Below are 16,374 nucleotides of genomic sequence, written 5' to 3'. Positions count from 1 at the left end.
CGTTATGCAAGCTGTTGATGTCCGCGCGATGAGCGACGATCAGCTGAAGGACGAGCTCCTGAAGCTGAAAAAAGAACAATTTAACCTGCGTTTCCAGCAGGCCTCGGGTCAGTTGCAAAACACCGCCCGCGTCAAAACGGTGCGCCGCACAATCGCGCGTATCCAGACGGTTCAGGCCGAGCGGACCGCGCAAGCCGGTCAAGGGAGCTAAGCGATGCCCAAACGCGTATTGCAAGGCGTCGTGGTAAGCGACAAGGGCGAGAAAACTGTCGTGGTGAAAGTGGAGCGGACCTTTCTGCACCCGCTTCTCCGCAAAACGGTGCGCCGCTCCAAGCGTTATCACGCGCATGATGAGGCCAATGCCCTCAAAGTGGGTGACCAGACCTTCATTCAGGAATGTGCACCCAAGTCGAAACTGAAACGGTGGGAGGTCGTGACCACTGACGCGTAAGCGTTGGCGGACAGACCTTTGTAAGGAGGATCGAGATGATCCAGATGCAATCCAATCTGGACGTGGCCGATAATTCGGGTGCCCGCCGTGTGCAGTGCATTAAAGTGCTCGGCGGTGCCAAGCGGCGCTACGCTCATGTGGGCGACATCATCGTGGTGTCGGTCAAGGAAGCGATCCCGCGCGGCCGCGTCAAAAAGGGTGATGTGCGCCGCGCCGTCGTGGTCCGCGTTGCCAAAGACATCAAACGCAAGGATGGCTCGGTGATCCGCTTTGACAGCAACGCCGCCGTTCTCGTGAACAATAATGAAGAGCCGATCGGCACCCGTATCTTTGGGCCGGTTCCGCGCGAGCTTCGCGCCAAGAACCACATGAAGATCGTGTCGCTGGCTCCGGAGGTGCTGTAGTCATGGCTGCGAAGATCAAAAAGGGTGACAAGGTCGTCGTCCTGGCCGGCCGCGACAAGGGCAAGACGGGCGAAGTCGTCAAGTCGATCCCGGCGGAAAACCGCGTCATCGTGCGCGGCGTGAACATCGTCAAGCGCCACCAGCGCCCGACGCAAGCGTCCGCAGGCGGCATCGAAACCAAAGAAGCGCCGATCCACGTATCCAATGTGGCGCTTGCCGATCCGAAATCCGGAGAAGCAACCCGCGTCGGTTTCAAGATGGAAGGCGACCGCAAGGTCCGCGTGGCCAAGAAATCCGGTGAGGTCCTCGATGGCTGATGTAAAAGAATATACGCCGCGCCTGCGCTCGAAATATCGCGAAGAGATCCGTGATCGGCTGAAAGAAAAGTTCGGCTACACGAATCCGATGCAGATTCCGCGCATTGAGAAAGTGGTCCTGAATATGGGTGTCGGTGAAGCCGCCCAGGATTCCAAGAAGATCAATGGCGCATATGAAGACCTGGAATTGATCGCAGGCCAAAAGCCGATCAAGACCAAGTCGCGGAACTCCATCGCCGGCTTCAAGCTGCGCGATGGCCAGAATGTCGGCGTGAAAGTCACGCTGCGTCAGGACCGCATGTATGAATTTCTGGACCGTTTGATCACGATCGCGCTGCCGCGCGTTCGCGACTTCCGCGGTCTGAACGGAAAAAGCTTTGATGGCCGTGGCAACTACGCCATGGGCCTGAAAGAGCACATCGTGTTTCCCGAGATTGACTACGACAAGGTCGAGAAGATCCGGGGGATGGACATTGTGGTCTGCACGACCGCGAAAACCAATGACGAGGCGAAAGCCCTGTTGGCCGAGTTCGACTTTCCATTCTCGAACTAACGCAACAGGAGGGCGTCCCCGCGGTGGGGCCGCACGCAGGAGGAAGTAAATGGCGAAGACAAGTGCTGTCGAGCGTAACCGTAAGCGTCAGAAGCTGGCCGAACGGTATGCTGCCAAAAGAGCCGAGCTGAAGGCGATCGCGCGCGATACGTCAAAGCCGGTTGAGGAGCGTTTCGCGGCTCAGCTGAAGCTGGCAGAGCTGCCGCGGAATTCCGCGCCGAACCGGGTTCGCAATCGTTGCGAAGTCACGGGTCGTCCGCGCGGGTATTACCGCAAGCTGAAAATGTCGCGGATTGCACTGCGCGAGTTGGCCTCGAACGGGTACATCCCGGGCATGGTCAAGTCGAGCTGGTAGTCGGGAGGGATTGAAAATGTATGTGAATGATCCTCTCGGTGATATGCTCACCCGCATCCGGAATGCGCTGATGCGAAACCGGACGTCTGTCGCCACGCCGGCTTCGAACCTGCGCAAGCGCGTTCTCGATGTGCTGCAAACCGAAGGCTATATCCGCGGTTATTCCGAGGTTGAACATGCCGACGGCAAGCGCGAATTCGAAATCGAGCTTAAGTATTACGAAGGCGAGCCGGTCATCGGCGAGATTAGCCGCGTTTCAACGCCGGGCCGCCGTGTGTATTCCAAAGTGAAGGATTTGCCCCTGATCTCGAACGGTCTGGGTATCGCGATCGTCTCCACCCCGATGGGTGTGATGTCCGATGCCGCCGCGCGCGAGCAGAATGTCGGCGGCGAAATCCTCTGCAAGGTCAGCTAGGGAGCCAAAAACGATGTCACGTATCGGAAAACTCCCCGTCGCCATTCCTTCCGGTGTGGACGTGCGCCTCGAGGGCCGCGATCTGACGCTGAAAGGTCCGAAAGGCGAGCTGAACCTGACGGCGGTAGAAGACGTAACCCTGTCAAAGGGCGAGGACGGCATTGAAGTGAAGCCGTCCAGCGAAAGCAAGCGGGCCCGCGCCATGTGGGGTATGACCCGTGCTTTGATCGCCAACATGATGACGGGCGTCTCTGAAGGCTTCAACAAGACGCTGGAGCTTGAAGGCGTCGGTTACCGGGCGCAAATGCAGGGTTCAAACCTGAAACTGTCACTCGGCTTCAGCCATGACGTGGTTTACGAGCCGCCGCAAGGCATTCAAATCCAGGCGACCAAGCCGACGGAAATCATCGTCTCGGGCGCTGACAAACAACAAGTTGGCCAGGTTGCCGCGGAAATCCGCCGCTATCGTCCGCCAGAGCCCTACAAGGGCAAGGGCGTGCGCTATCAGGGCGAATACATCCGCCGCAAAGAAGGCAAGAAGAAGTAGGCGCGAAGATCATGAAAAGCTCACGCGAAAAAATGCAGCGCCGCGCATCGCGCAACCGGATCAAGCTCCGCAAGGTGGCCAATGGCCGCCCGCGGCTGTCTGTCTACCGGTCGTCCAAGCACATCTACGCCCAGCTGATCGACGATCAGCAAGGCGTGACGCTGGCGTCCGCTTCGACGGCAGAAGCCGATACCAAAGGCACCGGCGCGAATGTCGCGGCGGCAGCGGAAGTCGGCAAGCGCCTGGCGGAACGCGCCACCAAGGCCGGGGTTAAAGACGTCGTCTTTGATCGCGGCGGTTACATCTTTCACGGTCGCATCAAGGCTCTGGCCGAGGCGGCACGTGAAGGTGGTTTGAACTTTTAAGGGAGCGGCCAATGGCTCGTAATGAAGAAAACCGCGGCCGCGGACGCCGGCGTGACCGGGACGAGGAACAGGACGAAATCGTCGACAAGCTCGTTCACATCAACCGCGTTGCCAAAACCGTGAAAGGTGGCCGGAACTTCCAGTTTGCCGCGCTTGTTGTCGCTGGCGACCAGAAGGGCCGGGTCGGCTTCGGTCAGGGTAAAGCCCGCGAAGTACCGGAAGCCATCCGCAAGGCAACGGAAGAAGCCAAGAAGAACCTGGTGCGTGTGCCGCTGCGCGAGGGCCGCACGCTGCACCATGACAGCCCGGGACGCCATGGCGCCGGGAAAGTGGTTCTGCGCGCAGCGCCTCCGGGAACCGGCGTGATTGCCGGCGGTCCGATGCGCGCCGTGCTGGAAACCCTGGGCGTTCAGGATGTCGTGGCGAAGTCCACCGGTACCTCGAACCCGTACAACATGATCCGTGCGACTTTTGATGCGCTGAAGCATCAGAAAAGCCCGCGTTCCATCGCGGCCAAGCGCGGTCTGAAAGTTGGCGATCTGGTCAACCGTCGCAATGACGGGGCCTCGGCGCCGGAAGCTCTGGAGGGCTAATCAATGGCCGCCAAGAAAACTCTCAAGGTGCGTCAAACGGGCAGCCCGATCCGGCGTCCGCAAGACCAGCGCCAAACGCTGATCGGTCTGGGCCTGAACAAGGTTGGCCGGGTGCGTGAACTGGAAGATACACCCGCAGTGCGCGGCATGATCAGCAAAGTGTCGCACATGGTGGAGATCGTCGAGGACTAGTCCTGAGGACTATTCCTTCGAAGGAGAATTAGACATGCGTCTCAATGAATTGCGCGATAAGGACGGCTCGACCAAGTCCCGTACCCGCGTCGGCCGTGGAATCGGCTCCGGCAAGGGCAAGACGGGCGGCCGTGGCGTCAAAGGTCAGAAGTCGCGCTCGGGCGTGGCGATCAAGGGCTTTGAAGGCGGTCAGATGCCGCTTCACATGCGTTTGCCCAAGCGCGGCTTTAACAAGCCGAACCGTCTGGCCTTCGCAGAAGTGAATATCGGCCGTCTGGAAGCGGCGATCAAAGCCAAGAAGATCGACGCCAAGAAAGCGATTGATGCTGCTGCCCTGATTGCGGCCGGTCTGGTGCGTCGTGAAAAAGATGGCGTGCGCCTTCTTGCGAAAGGCGAGCTCAAGTCCAAAGTAGAGATCACGGTTGCAGGCGCGACCAAAGCCGCCATCGAAGCGGTTGAGAAAGCTGGTGGTAAAGTGACCGTTGTTGCGCCGAAGCCTGCGAAATCTGACAAGGCGGCGGACTAGCCCGCACATCGTGAGGACGGACAATGGCATCTGCTGCTGAACAGCTTGCATCGAACATGAATTTTTCGTCTTTCGCGAAAGCGAAAGAGCTGCAGCAGCGTATATTCTTCACACTGGCCATTCTCGTGGCCTATCGGCTTGGCACCTACATCCCGGTACCCGGAATTGATCCGGTCCAGTATCAGGCTCTGTTCGACAGCCAGGCCGGTGGCGTTATCGGCGTGTTCAACATCTTCTCCGGCGGTGCCGTTGAGCGGATGGCGATCTTTGCGCTGAACGTCATGCCCTACATTTCAGCTTCCATCATCATGCAGTTGATGGCCGCGACCGTTCCGTCGCTGGAAAAGCTGAAAAAGGAAGGTGGCGAGCAGGGCCGCAAGCAGATCAACCAGTATTCGCGTTACCTGACCGTGCTGCTGGCAGCCGTGCAGGGCGGCGCAATTGCGGTTTCCATGATGCAGCCGGGCTCTGGCGGCCAGACGATCGCGCTGGATCCGGGCCTCTTCTTCCTGGTTTCAACGACGCTGACCTTTGTTGGCGGCACAATGCTGCTGATGTGGATGGGCGAGCAGGTCACGGCGCGTGGCGTCGGCAATGGTATCTCGCTGATTATCTTTACTGGAATTATCGCCGTACTGCCGGGGCTGATCTACAGCCTGTTCGAGCAGGCGCGTCAGGGTCAGATTACTGGCGGTTCGCTGCTGGGTATCATGGCGCTGATGCTGGCGACGCTGACCTTTGTGGTCTTCATCGAGCGCTCACAGCGCCGTCTGCTGGTCCAGTATCCCAAGCGTCAGCAGGGCCAGCGCATGGTAGGGGGTGATACCTCCTTCCTGCCGCTGAAGCTGAATACGGCAGGTGTTATCCCGGCCATCTTCGCGACCTCGCTGCTTTTGTTGCCGACGACGGTTGCCAATATGTGGGCGACGACGGGCCCGGAATGGCTGCAGGCGATTGCTGCTCAGTTGGGCCGCGGTCAGCCGCTTTTCATTGCGCTTTACGGCCTGATGGTGATCTTCTTTGCCTTCTTCTACACATCCATCGTGTTCAATCCCGATGATGTGGCGGAGAATCTTCGCAAATATGGTGGCTTCCTGCCGGGTATTCGCCCGGGCAAGCGCACCGCGGAATATCTGGATTATGTGCTGACCCGCCTGACTGTGATCGGCGCACTTTATCTGGCGATTGTCTGTTTGATCCCGGAAATCCTGACCGGCGGGGCTGCAGGGGCTGTGACCTTTGCGCTCGGCGGAACGGCGATCCTGATTATCGTGTCGGTGTCGATGGACACGGTGACGCAAATCCAATCGCATCTGTTGGCCCATCAGTATGAAGGCCTGATCAAGAAACAGCGCCTGCGGGGCCGCAATCGATGAACCTTGTTCTGTTCGGACCTCCCGGCTGCGGAAAAGGTACGCAAGCCAAGAACCTGGTCGCCAAACGCGGCTGGGTTCAATTGTCTACAGGCGACATGCTTCGCGCCGCCATTGCGGCAGGGTCGGATCTGGGACAGCGCGTGAAAGCGATCATGGATTCGGGCGCGTTGGTGTCCGACGAGATCGTGATTGAACTGATCGCCGAGCGCTTGCCGGAAGCGGAAGCTGCGGGCGGTGCCATTTTTGACGGGTTTCCGCGGACGGTGGCACAGGCTGAAGCGCTGGACCGGTTGCTGGAAGGCCGCAAGACACAGGTCGACAAGGTGGTCCGCCTCGTCGTGGACAATGAAGAACTGGTCCGTCGTATGGCCAAGCGCGCCGCAGAAGAGGGCCGCGCAGACGATACGGTGGAGGCCTTCAAGGTGCGCCTTGAAGCTTATGAAACACAAACCGCGCCTTTGATCCCCTACTACACGGATCAGGGCAAAGTTGTTGAAGTCGATGGGATGGGGTCGATCGAGGCGGTTTCCGCTGCGATTGCTACAGCACTCGACGGATAGTGAAATCCCGCATTCTGCCCGGTTGACGGGGAGTATGCGGACAATATAGATAGCGCCCTTCGCGAAAAGGGCGGCGTTTTATGCGCCCGGCGTTGGCCGGGGCGGAATTCGCCGTCAATGAAGGTCGCGATTTGAGGTAAGGAGAGCATTGTGGCCCGCATAGCTGGTGTCAACATTCCGACGAACAAGCGCGTTGAAATCGCGCTGCGCTACATTCACGGGATCGGTCCCGCGATGGCGAAAGAAATTTGCGAGAAAGTCGGCATTGCCTCGGAGCGGCGTGTCAACGAACTCTCGGACGCGGAAGTCATTCAGATCCGTGAAACGATCGACCGTGACTACATGGTGGAGGGGGATCTCCGCCGCGAGGTTGCCGTGAACATCAAGCGTCTTATGGACCTTGGTAATTATCGTGGCTTGCGCCATCGCCGGGGGCTTCCGGTCCGCGGCCAGCGTACGCACACCAACGCCCGGACCCGCAAAGGCCCGGCCAAGCCGATTGCCGGCAAGAAGAAGTAAGGCGGGTTAAGTTATGGCAAAAGCACCGGAACGCGTTAAGCGCCGCGAGCGCAAGAATATCACATCGGGCGTGGCCCATGTGAATGCGTCCTTCAACAATACGCAGGTGACAATCACCGACGCGCAGGGCAACACCATTTCCTGGTCGACTGCCGGCGCGAACGGCTTCAAGGGTTCGCGCAAATCCACGCCTTATGCGGCGCAGATTGCGGCCGAAGAGGCGGCAAAGAAGGCGATGGATCACGGCATGAAGACGCTGGAAGTCAATGTTTCCGGTCCGGGGTCGGGCCGCGAATCGGCATTGCGCGCTCTGCAGGCAGCGGGTTTGACCATCACGTCCATCCGCGACGTGACGCCGATCCCGCACAATGGCTGCCGCCCGCCGAAGCGCCGCCGCGTATAATTCCGCTCCTGATCCAGGGGCAAGATTTTTGAGATTTGCGCCGCGGATTTGCCGCTGGTCGCAGGAAAGAAGGGGTTTCACCCGTGATCGAGAAGAACTGGCAAGAACTCATTCGTCCGATGAAGCCGGAAGTCAAAGCGGGTCACGACCCGGAGCGCAGCGCGTCGATCATCGCCGAGCCGCTCGAGCGTGGCTTTGGCATGACGCTGGGTAATGCCCTGCGCCGTGTGCTCTTGTCTTCGCTTCAGGGCGCGGCCATCACCTCGGTCCAGATCGATGGTGTGGTGCACGAGTTTTCGTCTATCCCGGGCGTGCGTGAAGATGTCACCGACATTGTTTTGAACCTGAAAGGTGTGGCGCTGCGCGTTCACTCGGAAGGTGAAAAGCGGGTCGTGCTGAAAAAGTCCGGCCCCGGCGTTGTGACGGCAGGCGATATTGAAGAGACCGCCGACGTTGAAATCGTCGATAAGGATCATGTCATCTGCACGCTGGATGAAGGCGCGGAAATCCGCTTCACCCTGACGGTCGATAGCGGCAAGGGCTACGTCCCGGCCGAGCGCAATCGTCCGGAAGATGCGCCGATCGGCCTGATTGCGATCGACTCGCTCTACAGCCCGGTCAAGCGCGTGGCCTACCGTGTAGAAAACACCCGGGAAGGCCAGGTTCTGGATTATGACAAGCTGATTCTGGACATTGAAACCGATGGCACGGTCACGCCGGAAGACGCTGTCGCGTTCGCGGCGCGCATCCTGCAGGACCAGTTCCAGATCTTCATCAACTTCGAAGAAGCTGTCGAAGCCCGCCCTGCCGAGGACGATCGCCCGGAGCTGGACTTCAACCCGGCGCTTCTGAAGAAAGTCGACGAGCTGGAATTGTCGGTCCGTTCAGCCAACTGCCTGAAGAACGACAACATCGTTTATATCGGCGACCTCATTCAAAAGTCCGAAGCGGAAATGCTGCGGACCCCGAATTTTGGCCGCAAATCGCTCAACGAGATCAAAGAAGTTCTCGCCCAGATGGGTCTGCATCTGGGTATGGAAGCGCCGAACTGGCCGCCAGAGAATATCGAAGACCTCGCCAAGAAGTATGAGGAAAACGTCTGATCCAAGCGGCTGTGAAGCCCCTTCGATCCGGACTCTTTTGGAGATAACGCCATGCGCCACGGCATCGCACACCGCAAGCTCGGTCGCACCACTTCGCACCGCAAGGCCATGTTCGCCAATATGGCGGCATCGCTGATCGAACATGAGCAGATCGTCACGACTCTGCCCAAGGCGAAAGAGATGAAGCCTTTCATGGACAAGTTGATCACGCTGGCCAAGCGTGGCGATTTGCACGCCCGCCGCCAGGCGATCTCGAAAGTCCGCAATGTCGAGCAGGTCGGCAAGCTGTTTGAAACGCTGGGCCCGCGCTATGCAGAGCGCAGCGGCGGATATACGCGCGTTCTGAAAGCGGGTTTCCGCCATGGCGACAACGCGCCGCTGGCCGTGATAGAACTGGTCGATCGTGACCCGGAAGCACGCGGCGCTGCTGATCGAGCCCGCAATGCGGAAATGGATGAGTTTGCAGAAGAGTAATCTGCAATTCACCGTGAATTCAGGATCAGGCGGCTTCCTTGCGGGAGGCCGCCTTTTTCCTATCTAGACTCTCAAATGACCGGGCAGGAGAGATGAGATGACACGATTTGCGCTATCCCTGCTAGCTGCGGCGGCTGTATTTACGACCGCTTGTCAGGCACAGGATGAAGCAATTGAGCTGACGCCGCCCTCGCTGGCAGATGCCGGAACCGGGACGGAAACGCTGACCGAAGACAGTTTCCGTGAAGTGCCGGGCAGCCAGGCGCAGATGCAATTGTCGTTTGCGCCCATTGTGCGCGATACCGCGCCGGCGGTTGTGAACGTCTATACCACCCGTACCGTTCAGCGCCGGATGGATCCCTTCTTCGAGCGGTTTTTCGGCCGCCAAGGACCGCGACAGCAGGGATCGCTGGGTTCCGGGGTGATCGTCGATTCCACCGGCGTGGTTGTGACCAATAATCATGTTGTTGAAGGCGCGGACGAGCTTCGCGTCGTGCTGAATGACCGCCGCGAGTTCGAAGCCGAAATTCTTCTGGCCGATGAAAATACGGATCTGGCTGTATTGCGGATTGATACCGACGAACCACTGCCGGCCCTGACTTTCGCCCAGCCTGGAGCCGCTGAGATTGGTGATCTGGTGCTGGCGATCGGTAATCCGTTCGGTGTGGGGCAGACGGTCACATCAGGCATTGTTTCTGCCTTGGCGCGAACAGAAGTTGGCGTGACGGACTTTGCATTTTTCATCCAGACTGATGCTGCGATCAATCCGGGCAATTCCGGTGGCGCTCTGGTGAACATGGATGGCGCGCTGATTGGTGTGAATTCGGCGATCTATTCGCGTTCAGGCGGGTCGAACGGGATCGGCTTTGCCATCCCTGTCGAAATGGTCCGCCGTGTGGTGGATGCCGCCCTGACAGAAGGCGAGCTGGTGCAGCCCTGGCTGGGCGCGCGCTTGCAAACCGTAACCGGAGATATTGCGGATTCGCTCGGGTTGGACCGTCCGCGCGGCGCATTGATATCGGATGTTTATCCCGGAGCAGCCGCGGAAGATGCGGGCCTGGAACAGGGCGACATCATTCTGGCCATTGATGGCGTTGACATCAATGACGAGCCAGGAGCTCGGTTCCGCTATGCGATCCGTGCCGTCGGCGAGGCGTCCGACTTTACGGTTCTGCGTAATGGCCGCGAGCGGTCCGTGTCGGTTCCCGTTGACGTGGCGCCTGGCAGCGTGGAACCGTTTAGCCGCGTCATAGAGGGGGCCAACCCGCTGGCTGGCGTGGAGGTGGTGGAGCTTTCACCAGCCTTCAATGAGGCGGTTGGTTTTGATCCCTTTGCCCGTGGCGTGGTCGTGTTTAACGTCCAGCGTGGTTCGGCGGCAGACTATTTCGGGTTCCGCCCCGGTGACCGGGTCATCGAACTCCTCGGAACGCGGATTGAGGAAATCAGCGATCTGGAAAGCCTGCTGGACGGGCAGGATGGCCTGAAATCCTGGCCGATTGCCATTGAACGCCGTGGCCGCCGACAGGAAGCGAATCTGGAACTCTAGTTTTCCCGGTCTTCATTCAGCTGAACCACGCTCCAGACATGCCCGAACGGGTCACGCAGCTTGCCATGGCGGCCAAAGAATTCATCCGTCACCTCGCGGATGACGACGCATCCGGCTTTGACCGCCCGGTCAAACCAGGCATCGGCATCATCCACGGTTAGATTGATGGTGAAAGTCGTCCGGTTGCCGAGTGTCGGCGGGGCCACATTACCGATCTGATCTTCCATCTCGGGGAATTCATCGGCCAGCATCAAAAGGTGGCCGTTAATCCGCAGGGAGGCATGGCCCATCTTGCCTTCAAACTCATACCGTTCGAGCTCTTCAGCAGCAAAAGCGGCTTTGTAGAACTCGATCGCAGCGGCACCATCACGGACGCTGAGATACGGGGCGGTGGCGGTGAAGGTCATGGTGTTTCTCCATCAATTGAAAGATAAACTAGGCGAATGAGCTCACTGTTTGAAGCTGCCGGTCTGGAAGATGAAGCGCCGCGTCCGCTGGCCGACCGTTTGCGGCCAAATTCACTGGATGAGGTTGTCGGGCAGGATCATCTTTTGAAGGGCGAAGGACCGATCGCCCGAATGCGTTCGCAGAAGCGTTTTGCCTCCATAATACTCTGGGGCCCGCCGGGTGTCGGAAAGACCACGATTGCGCGATTGCTGGCGGATGAGTCCGGGTTGGAGTTCGAGCCACTTTCAGCGGTTTTCTCTGGAGTCGCGGATCTCAAAAAAGCGTTTGAGCGCGCACGAGCGCGCCGTCAGGCGGGAAGGGGTACGCTGCTCTTCGTGGATGAAATCCACCGCTTTAACCGGGCCCAGCAAGATGGATTTCTCCCGGTCGTCGAGGAGGGCGTGATCACGCTCGTCGGGGCAACAACGGAAAACCCGAGTTTTGAATTGAACGCCGCTTTGCTGTCACGCGCGCAGGTTCTGGTGCTGAAGCGCTTGGAGGCGGAGAGCCTGGAACTATTGGTGCAGCGCGCGGAAAGCGAGCAAGGGCGCGAACTGCCCGTCACGAAAGACGCCCGGGCTGCGCTTTTCGAGCTGGCGAACGGCGATGGCCGCTATCTGCTGAACCTCGTCGAAGAATTGTTCGCGCTGGACCGTGAAGAGCCTCTTAGCCCCGCGGACCTGTCGACCTATCTGCAACGGCGTGCCCCGGTTTATGACCGCGACCGGGACGAGCACTACAATCTGATCTCCGCCCTTCATAAATCAGTGCGCGGTTCGGACCCGGATGCGGCGCTCTACTGGTTGGCACGCATGCTGGAAGGCGGCGAAGACCCGTTGTTTCTCGCCCGGCGCATTGTGCGTATGGCGAATGAGGATATCGGTCTGGCCGATCCGACCGCCATTCACGCGGCGCTGGCCGCAAAAGAGACCTATGACTTCCTGGGATCGCCGGAGGGCGAGCTGGCGCTGGCGCAGGCGGTCGTGCATCTGGCGTGCGCGCCGAAATCGAATGCGGTTTATTCCGCCTATAAGGCCGCCAGGAAGGCCGCGAGCGAAACGGGCAGTCTCCCGCCACCCAAATACATTCTCAACGCGCCCACGCGTCTGATGAAAGATGAGGGATATGGCGCGGGCTATGAATATGATCATAGCGCCGACGGCGGATTTTCTGGTCAGGATTATTTCCCGGAAGCGATGAAAGACCGCCCGGTCTTCTACGACCCCACGGATCGCGGGCGCGAGGCGGCGATTTCCGAGCGTTTGGCCAGATGGCGGAAAATCCGGGCGAAGCGGAGGGAGGAATGATGCGCAATTTTCTGTTCGGCCTGATCGTCACAACCATTATCGTCTTCCTCAGCTATCACGCCGCGCTTTGGTATGGGCGGTCTCTGTTTGAAGAGCCCGATGTAGAAGTCGTTGAAAGCGTCACCGAGCGACTGAATGCGCAGCGCATTGTGCTGGTGTTTGCGCATCCCGATGATGAAATTACGTCCACAGAGCTGATCCGCCGGGCTGTCGAGGAGGGCGCTTTTGTGGCGACCCTCACCGCGACGCGCGGCGAGGCAGGAACACAATTTCCGGAAATCGTAGATCAATCCTATCTGGGCCTGATCCGTGAAGGCGAGTTGCGCCAGCATGGCTTTTCGCTGGGCATTGATGAGCAGGTGGTATTTGACTTGCCGGATGGTGGTGTGCCGGACGCTATCAGCGATGCCGATCTGGCAGATCAGGTGCTCGCCGAGCTGGTCCGGCTGGAACCGGAAGCCGTGGTGACGTTCCATCCGCCAAGCGGAGTTTCGCTCCACCCGGATCACATGGCGATCGGCCGGGCCACTCTGTTGGCCGTACAGGACTATGCAACGCGCCGCGGCGAAGCGGTGACTTTGGCCTATACGCTCAATTCTCGCCCTGGCTCGCGGCGGTTTGGCGGGGAGCGCTATGCTCGGGTGGCAGATTTACAGCCCGAGCCGGATTTTGCTTTAGATGCAGGTGCCGAGCTGAAAACGCGAGCCTGGGAAATCCATGCCTCGCAAGCGGATTATTTGCGCGAGACAACGGGCGTTCCCGCCTGGTTGCTCTATGCACTGTGGACGCAGGAATACTACGCGGTGCGCGTAATCGAGCCCTAGAATCAAAAACGGGGAGCGTCGGCTCCCCGTTTCGAAATTCCTTAGGCCAGTGCCGGAAGAACCGCTGCGGCCATGCCGCCAAACACGGCGACCATCAGGCCAACTTGCAGCACGGCGGCGAGGGTTGCGCTCAATCGATCCATAATTCATCTCCTTATTATTATTGGTCTGACGGTGCGCCCGTCAGACAAGTGATGACATAAGTCGTTTATTTGGATGCACAAATGCGCCCCCGCCATAACCGTTATGCAAAAATGCATGGGTTAGCCGCGCTTGCACCGGCGCTCCAACTCCCATATCTCCCGCACCCATGACGAACCTCCTTCTCATAGCTGCTGGCGGTGCCCTCGGCGCGGTGAGCCGGCATCTGACCGGACAGTTTTTCCTGCGCGCGGTCGGGCCGGACTGGCCCTATGGGACCTTTGTGGTGAATGTGCTGGGCGGGCTGATGCTCGGGGCGTTTGTCGGCTGGCTCTCGCAAGCGGGCCGCAGTGATGCCAATGAGTTACGCGCCTTCTTTGCAGTCGGAGCGTTGGGCGGTTTTACGACGTTTTCGGCTTTCTCGCTGGATGTGGTGGTGATGCTAGAACGCAAGGCGTGGGGCGCGGCGGCTTTCTATGTGTCGGCGTCGGTGGTTTTGTCCGTGCTAGCGCTATTTGTTGGCTTGCTGTTGGCCCGGAGAGTGTTCGCATGAGCGGTGTTCAGACGCTGACCGTGCAGCCCGGCGAAGAAGGCGCGCGCCTCGATAAATGGTTCAAGCGCAAGTTTCCGCATGTGCCCAATGGACGCTTGCAGAAAGCCTTGCGGAAGGGTGAGATCCGCGTGGATGGCGCGCGGGCCAAAGCCGACACGCGCGTTGAAGCGGGGCAATCCATTCGCATTCCACCTCTGCCAGATGCGGACCCGAACTATCAAAAGCCTGAAGCGTCCATCAGCCGCGAAGATGCCGACTATCTTCGTTCGCTGGTGATCTATCAGGACAAGGATTTGATCGCTTTCAACAAGCCAGCCGGGCTGGCCGTGCAGGGCGGGTCAAAAACCACGCGCCATGTGGATGGCTTGCTGGCAGCTTTTGGCAAGGGCGATCAAAAGCCGCGCCTGGTACACCGGCTGGATCGCGACACTTCTGGCGTACTGGTCGTCGCAAAGACGCCTGCGGCGGCCGCCAAGCTGGCCAAGGCGTTCCAGTCCCGCCAGACGGAAAAGACCTATTGGGCGATTGTCTCTGGCGTGCCGAAACCCAAGACGGGCGAGATCAAGGGCTTTTTGAAGAAAGACACGGGCGGCGCGCATGGCCGCGAGCAGATGATGCCCGCCCAACATGGCGAGCCGGGCGCGCAGCATGCGTTGACGCGCTATACCGTTGTGGCGGAAGCCGGTCAGAAAGCCAGCTGGATCGCCATGCAGCCCATTACGGGCCGGACGCACCAGTTGCGGGTTCATGCCTCGCTGATCGGCCATGCGATTGTGGGCGATAAGAAATATACCAGCCACCGGCCCATTCCGGACAATCTGTCGGGCAAGCTGCACCTGCATGCGCGGCGTCTGGTGCTGCCGCTGGGGGGTAGGCCGCTGGCGCTGGAGGCTGATCCGCCTGAACATCTAAACCGGACTTTTGCGGCGCTGGGCTTTAACCCGGCGGATATTGATGAGGCTGAAATTGCGGAGTTGCTGGCGTGAGCGACTTGAAACTCGCCCTGTTTGATCTGGACGGCACGCTGGTCGACTCGCGACAGCTAATTGCCCAGTCCATGGATGAAGCCTTCCGCAAGAATGGGCTGAAAGGCTGCTCCTATGATCAGGTGCGCCAGATTGTCGGAATCGAATTATTCGAAGCCATCCCGATGCTATTGTCGGAGGATTATCCCGCTGAAGGCGCGGTGAAGATCGGCAATGATTTTCGTGAGATTTTTGTGCGTAACCGATCTGACGGCACGCATACGGAAGGGCTTTATGAGGGCGCACGGGAACTCTTGCACGAGCTCGATGATGCCGGTTGGCTATTGGGTGTGGCGACCGGAAAGCCGCGCCGCGGCGTTGATCATATTCTCGATGCGCATGGCCTGCACGGGATGTTCGTCACGCTGAACACCAGCTGCACCGGCGTGGGAAAACCCAATCCGCGCATGGTGCTGGAAGCGATGCAGGAAACCGGCGTGGACGCTCACCGAACGATCATGATCGGGGATTCCTCCCACGATATTCAGATGGCGTTGAACGCCAAGGTAACGGCAGCGGGCGTCGCCTGGGGCTTTCACACTCCCGAGGAGCTGAGCGCATCGGGCGCCCATTCCGTGCATGAGGATTTTGAGTGTCTCGCGCGGGGTTTGACCGCTTTTGGCGAAGGCAAGGCGGCATGAGCGAAAAGATGAAAGAAGGCGTCCGCCTTCCGTCGCGCGAGGACGGCCTGCCCAAGCGCTTCTACAAAAAGGTGAGCGTTGCCGAGACAACAGGTGGCTGGGCCGTTCAACTGGATGGGCGCGGCATAAAAACGCCGATGAAGAACGCGCTGGCGGCGCCGACCAGGGTGCTCGCTGAACTGATGGCGGCAGAATGGTCCGCACAGGGCGAAAAGATTGACCCCTTCATCATGCCCGTGACCCGGCTGGCGCATGGGGCGATTGATTCTGCGCCCTCAAACCGACCGGCGATTATCGCGGAAGTCCTGAAATATGCCGGAACTGATTTGATGCGCCATCGCGGTGAGGATGCCGAGCTGGTGAAACGGCAAAAAGCCGTCTGGGATCCGTATCTGGACTGGGCGGAGGCCGCGCTGGGCGCGAAATTGCCCGCCGTGGAAGGCATCATGCCCGCTGAAACCGCGCCGCAAGCGCTCGACGCGTTGAAGGCCAAGACCGAGAGCTATGACCATTGGCAACTCACGGCTCTGGCGCAGGCCACGGCGCTCACGACATCTGCCGTGCTGGGATTTGCTCTGGTCGAGGGTCAGGCAAGCGCCGAAGAGATTTTCACCGCCAGCCGCGTTGATGAAGACTTCCAGATCGAAAACTGGGGCGAAGATGCTGAGGCGGAAGCACGCGCCGCGCGGTTGAAGGCCGAATGCTTGGCGATTGGCGCGATGCTAGAGGCGCTTTGA

At 59.5% G+C, this 16,374-nt stretch carries 26 protein-coding genes; 25 read left to right on the top strand and 1 reads right to left on the bottom strand.

The features are described 5' to 3' along the window. The first annotated feature begins 4 nt into the window (after positions 1-4). The 19 genes from rpmC to ACO079_RS04150 all read left to right on the top strand — a co-directional run bounded on the left by rpmC (position 5) and on the right by ACO079_RS04150 (position 10,699). The gene (rpmC, locus tag ACO079_RS04240; RefSeq protein WP_421792066.1) at positions 5-211 is read left to right on the top strand and encodes a 50S ribosomal protein L29; all 207 of its coding nucleotides are present in this window, start codon (positions 5-7) and stop codon (positions 209-211) included. Positions 212-214: 3 nt separating this feature from the next. Beyond that, positions 215-451, top strand: a complete 237-nt coding sequence (rpsQ, locus tag ACO079_RS04235) for a 30S ribosomal protein S17 (protein WP_421792065.1) — start codon at positions 215-217, stop codon at positions 449-451. A 35-nt stretch (positions 452-486) separates the two neighbouring features. Continuing rightward, entirely contained in the window at positions 487-855 is a 369-nt protein-coding gene (gene rplN, locus ACO079_RS04230; protein WP_421792064.1) for a 50S ribosomal protein L14, read from the top strand. A gap of 2 nt (positions 856-857) precedes the next feature. Continuing rightward, a complete protein-coding gene (gene rplX, locus ACO079_RS04225) occupies positions 858-1,172 on the top strand; it encodes a 50S ribosomal protein L24 (RefSeq protein ID WP_421792063.1) in 315 nt (104 codons plus the stop codon). Then, positions 1,165-1,725: a 50S ribosomal protein L5 gene (gene rplE / locus ACO079_RS04220; protein WP_421792062.1), complete on the top strand. Its 561-nt coding sequence runs from the start codon at positions 1,165-1,167 to the stop codon at positions 1,723-1,725. The genes rplX and rplE overlap by 8 nt, the downstream gene beginning before the upstream one ends. A 49-nt stretch (positions 1,726-1,774) precedes the next feature. Next, on the top strand, positions 1,775-2,080 hold the full coding sequence (rpsN, locus tag ACO079_RS04215) for a 30S ribosomal protein S14 (RefSeq protein WP_421792061.1): 306 nt from the start codon (positions 1,775-1,777) through the stop codon (positions 2,078-2,080). Positions 2,081-2,096: 16 nt separating this feature from the next. Continuing rightward, entirely contained in the window at positions 2,097-2,495 is a 399-nt protein-coding gene (gene rpsH, locus ACO079_RS04210) for a 30S ribosomal protein S8 (RefSeq protein WP_421792060.1), read from the top strand. Positions 2,496-2,508: 13 nt separating this feature from the next. Continuing rightward, a complete protein-coding gene (gene rplF, locus ACO079_RS04205) occupies positions 2,509-3,042 on the top strand; it encodes a 50S ribosomal protein L6 (protein ID WP_421792059.1) in 534 nt (177 codons plus the stop codon). Between the two features lie 11 nt (positions 3,043-3,053). Continuing rightward, positions 3,054-3,407 carry a 50S ribosomal protein L18 gene (gene rplR / locus ACO079_RS04200; RefSeq protein WP_421792058.1) on the top strand — a complete coding sequence of 118 codons (354 nt, stop codon included), beginning with the start codon at positions 3,054-3,056 and terminating at the stop codon, positions 3,405-3,407. An 11-nt stretch (positions 3,408-3,418) separates the two neighbouring features. Further along, positions 3,419-4,000, top strand: a complete 582-nt coding sequence (gene rpsE / locus ACO079_RS04195; protein WP_421792057.1) for a 30S ribosomal protein S5 — start codon at positions 3,419-3,421, stop codon at positions 3,998-4,000. Between the two features lie 3 nt (positions 4,001-4,003). After that, complete coding sequence (rpmD, locus tag ACO079_RS04190) at positions 4,004-4,192, top strand: 50S ribosomal protein L30 (RefSeq protein WP_421792056.1); 189 nt, start codon at positions 4,004-4,006, stop codon at positions 4,190-4,192. Positions 4,193-4,226: 34 nt separating this feature from the next. Beyond that, a complete protein-coding gene (gene rplO / locus ACO079_RS04185) occupies positions 4,227-4,718 on the top strand; it encodes a 50S ribosomal protein L15 (RefSeq protein WP_421792055.1) in 492 nt (163 codons plus the stop codon). Between the two features lie 23 nt (positions 4,719-4,741). Then, entirely contained in the window at positions 4,742-6,094 is a 1,353-nt protein-coding gene (secY, locus tag ACO079_RS04180) for a preprotein translocase subunit SecY (protein ID WP_421792054.1), read from the top strand. After that, positions 6,091-6,654 carry an adenylate kinase gene (locus tag ACO079_RS04175; RefSeq protein WP_421792053.1) on the top strand — a complete coding sequence of 188 codons (564 nt, stop codon included), beginning with the start codon at positions 6,091-6,093 and terminating at the stop codon, positions 6,652-6,654. Before secY ends, ACO079_RS04175 begins: the two co-directional genes overlap by 4 nt. Before the next feature lie 150 nt (positions 6,655-6,804). Continuing rightward, positions 6,805-7,173: a 30S ribosomal protein S13 gene (rpsM, locus tag ACO079_RS04170; RefSeq protein WP_421792052.1), complete on the top strand. Its 369-nt coding sequence runs from the start codon at positions 6,805-6,807 to the stop codon at positions 7,171-7,173. A gap of 13 nt (positions 7,174-7,186) precedes the next feature. Further along, entirely contained in the window at positions 7,187-7,576 is a 390-nt protein-coding gene (gene rpsK / locus ACO079_RS04165) for a 30S ribosomal protein S11 (RefSeq protein WP_421792051.1), read from the top strand. An 83-nt stretch (positions 7,577-7,659) separates the two neighbouring features. Beyond that, on the top strand, positions 7,660-8,679 hold the full coding sequence (locus ACO079_RS04160; RefSeq protein WP_421792050.1) for a DNA-directed RNA polymerase subunit alpha: 1,020 nt from the start codon (positions 7,660-7,662) through the stop codon (positions 8,677-8,679). A gap of 51 nt (positions 8,680-8,730) precedes the next feature. Further along, positions 8,731-9,153, top strand: coding sequence for a 50S ribosomal protein L17 (gene rplQ, locus ACO079_RS04155; protein WP_421792049.1), 423 nt, complete (start codon positions 8,731-8,733; stop codon positions 9,151-9,153). 97 nt (positions 9,154-9,250) lie between these two features. Beyond that, positions 9,251-10,699 carry a Do family serine endopeptidase gene (locus tag ACO079_RS04150; protein ID WP_421792048.1) on the top strand — a complete coding sequence of 483 codons (1,449 nt, stop codon included), beginning with the start codon at positions 9,251-9,253 and terminating at the stop codon, positions 10,697-10,699. On the opposite strand, the gene ACO079_RS04145 is transcribed toward ACO079_RS04150, so the two are convergent. Continuing rightward, positions 10,696-11,106 carry a VOC family protein gene (locus ACO079_RS04145; RefSeq protein WP_421792047.1) on the bottom strand — a complete coding sequence of 137 codons (411 nt, stop codon included), beginning with the start codon at positions 11,104-11,106 and terminating at the stop codon, positions 10,696-10,698. The genes ACO079_RS04150 and ACO079_RS04145 overlap by 4 nt on opposite strands. A 36-nt stretch (positions 11,107-11,142) precedes the next feature. Here ACO079_RS04145 and ACO079_RS04140 point away from each other — a divergent pair, with 36 nt between their 5' ends. The 6 genes from ACO079_RS04140 to ACO079_RS04115 all read left to right on the top strand — a co-directional run bounded on the left by ACO079_RS04140 (position 11,143) and on the right by ACO079_RS04115 (position 16,374). After that, a complete protein-coding gene (locus tag ACO079_RS04140; RefSeq protein ID WP_421792046.1) occupies positions 11,143-12,453 on the top strand; it encodes a replication-associated recombination protein A in 1,311 nt (436 codons plus the stop codon). Further along, a complete protein-coding gene (locus tag ACO079_RS04135) occupies positions 12,450-13,277 on the top strand; it encodes a PIG-L deacetylase family protein (protein WP_421792045.1) in 828 nt (275 codons plus the stop codon). Before ACO079_RS04140 ends, ACO079_RS04135 begins: the two co-directional genes overlap by 4 nt. Positions 13,278-13,587: 310 nt before the next feature. Further along, a complete protein-coding gene (gene crcB / locus ACO079_RS04130) occupies positions 13,588-13,971 on the top strand; it encodes a fluoride efflux transporter CrcB (RefSeq protein WP_421792044.1) in 384 nt (127 codons plus the stop codon). After that, on the top strand, positions 13,968-14,957 hold the full coding sequence (locus ACO079_RS04125; protein WP_421792042.1) for an RluA family pseudouridine synthase: 990 nt from the start codon (positions 13,968-13,970) through the stop codon (positions 14,955-14,957). Before crcB ends, ACO079_RS04125 begins: the two co-directional genes overlap by 4 nt. Beyond that, complete coding sequence (locus ACO079_RS04120; protein WP_421792040.1) at positions 14,954-15,637, top strand: HAD-IA family hydrolase; 684 nt, start codon at positions 14,954-14,956, stop codon at positions 15,635-15,637. The genes ACO079_RS04125 and ACO079_RS04120 overlap by 4 nt, the downstream gene beginning before the upstream one ends. Next, positions 15,634-16,374 carry an ATP12 family chaperone protein gene (locus ACO079_RS04115; RefSeq protein WP_421792039.1) on the top strand — a complete coding sequence of 247 codons (741 nt, stop codon included), beginning with the start codon at positions 15,634-15,636 and terminating at the stop codon, positions 16,372-16,374. The genes ACO079_RS04120 and ACO079_RS04115 overlap by 4 nt, the downstream gene beginning before the upstream one ends.

This window comes from Hyphobacterium sp., assembly GCF_965228115.1.
Taxonomy (GTDB): domain Bacteria; phylum Pseudomonadota; class Alphaproteobacteria; order Caulobacterales; family Maricaulaceae; genus Hyphobacterium.
Note: the sequence above shows the minus strand (reverse complement) of the source record. Positions and strands in the feature narration are given on the sequence as shown.

Coding starts and splice junctions, on each gene's coding strand:
- ACO079_RS04150 (WP_421792048.1), top strand. CDS start 9,251: ATGACACGATTTGCGCTATCCCTGCTAGCTGCGGCGGCTGTATTTACG.
- ACO079_RS04135 (WP_421792045.1), top strand. CDS start 12,450: ATGATGCGCAATTTTCTGTTCGGCCTGATCGTCACAACCATTATCGTC.
- ACO079_RS04115 (WP_421792039.1), top strand. CDS start 15,634: ATGAGCGAAAAGATGAAAGAAGGCGTCCGCCTTCCGTCGCGCGAGGAC.
- rplQ (WP_421792049.1), top strand. CDS start 8,731: ATGCGCCACGGCATCGCACACCGCAAGCTCGGTCGCACCACTTCGCAC.
- rpsN (WP_421792061.1), top strand. CDS start 1,775: ATGGCGAAGACAAGTGCTGTCGAGCGTAACCGTAAGCGTCAGAAGCTG.
- ACO079_RS04175 (WP_421792053.1), top strand. CDS start 6,091: ATGAACCTTGTTCTGTTCGGACCTCCCGGCTGCGGAAAAGGTACGCAA.
- rplO (WP_421792055.1), top strand. CDS start 4,227: ATGCGTCTCAATGAATTGCGCGATAAGGACGGCTCGACCAAGTCCCGT.
- rpsK (WP_421792051.1), top strand. CDS start 7,187: ATGGCAAAAGCACCGGAACGCGTTAAGCGCCGCGAGCGCAAGAATATC.
- rpmD (WP_421792056.1), top strand. CDS start 4,004: ATGGCCGCCAAGAAAACTCTCAAGGTGCGTCAAACGGGCAGCCCGATC.
- rplN (WP_421792064.1), top strand. CDS start 487: ATGATCCAGATGCAATCCAATCTGGACGTGGCCGATAATTCGGGTGCC.
- rpsH (WP_421792060.1), top strand. CDS start 2,097: ATGTATGTGAATGATCCTCTCGGTGATATGCTCACCCGCATCCGGAAT.
- ACO079_RS04145 (WP_421792047.1), bottom strand. CDS start 11,106: ATGACCTTCACCGCCACCGCCCCGTATCTCAGCGTCCGTGATGGTGCC.
- rpsQ (WP_421792065.1), top strand. CDS start 215: ATGCCCAAACGCGTATTGCAAGGCGTCGTGGTAAGCGACAAGGGCGAG.
- ACO079_RS04125 (WP_421792042.1), top strand. CDS start 13,968: ATGAGCGGTGTTCAGACGCTGACCGTGCAGCCCGGCGAAGAAGGCGCG.
- ACO079_RS04140 (WP_421792046.1), top strand. CDS start 11,143: ATGAGCTCACTGTTTGAAGCTGCCGGTCTGGAAGATGAAGCGCCGCGT.
- rpmC (WP_421792066.1), top strand. CDS start 5: ATGCAAGCTGTTGATGTCCGCGCGATGAGCGACGATCAGCTGAAGGAC.
- crcB (WP_421792044.1), top strand. CDS start 13,588: ATGACGAACCTCCTTCTCATAGCTGCTGGCGGTGCCCTCGGCGCGGTG.
- rpsE (WP_421792057.1), top strand. CDS start 3,419: ATGGCTCGTAATGAAGAAAACCGCGGCCGCGGACGCCGGCGTGACCGG.
- rplX (WP_421792063.1), top strand. CDS start 858: ATGGCTGCGAAGATCAAAAAGGGTGACAAGGTCGTCGTCCTGGCCGGC.
- rplE (WP_421792062.1), top strand. CDS start 1,165: ATGGCTGATGTAAAAGAATATACGCCGCGCCTGCGCTCGAAATATCGC.
- secY (WP_421792054.1), top strand. CDS start 4,742: ATGGCATCTGCTGCTGAACAGCTTGCATCGAACATGAATTTTTCGTCT.
- rplR (WP_421792058.1), top strand. CDS start 3,054: ATGAAAAGCTCACGCGAAAAAATGCAGCGCCGCGCATCGCGCAACCGG.
- rplF (WP_421792059.1), top strand. CDS start 2,509: ATGTCACGTATCGGAAAACTCCCCGTCGCCATTCCTTCCGGTGTGGAC.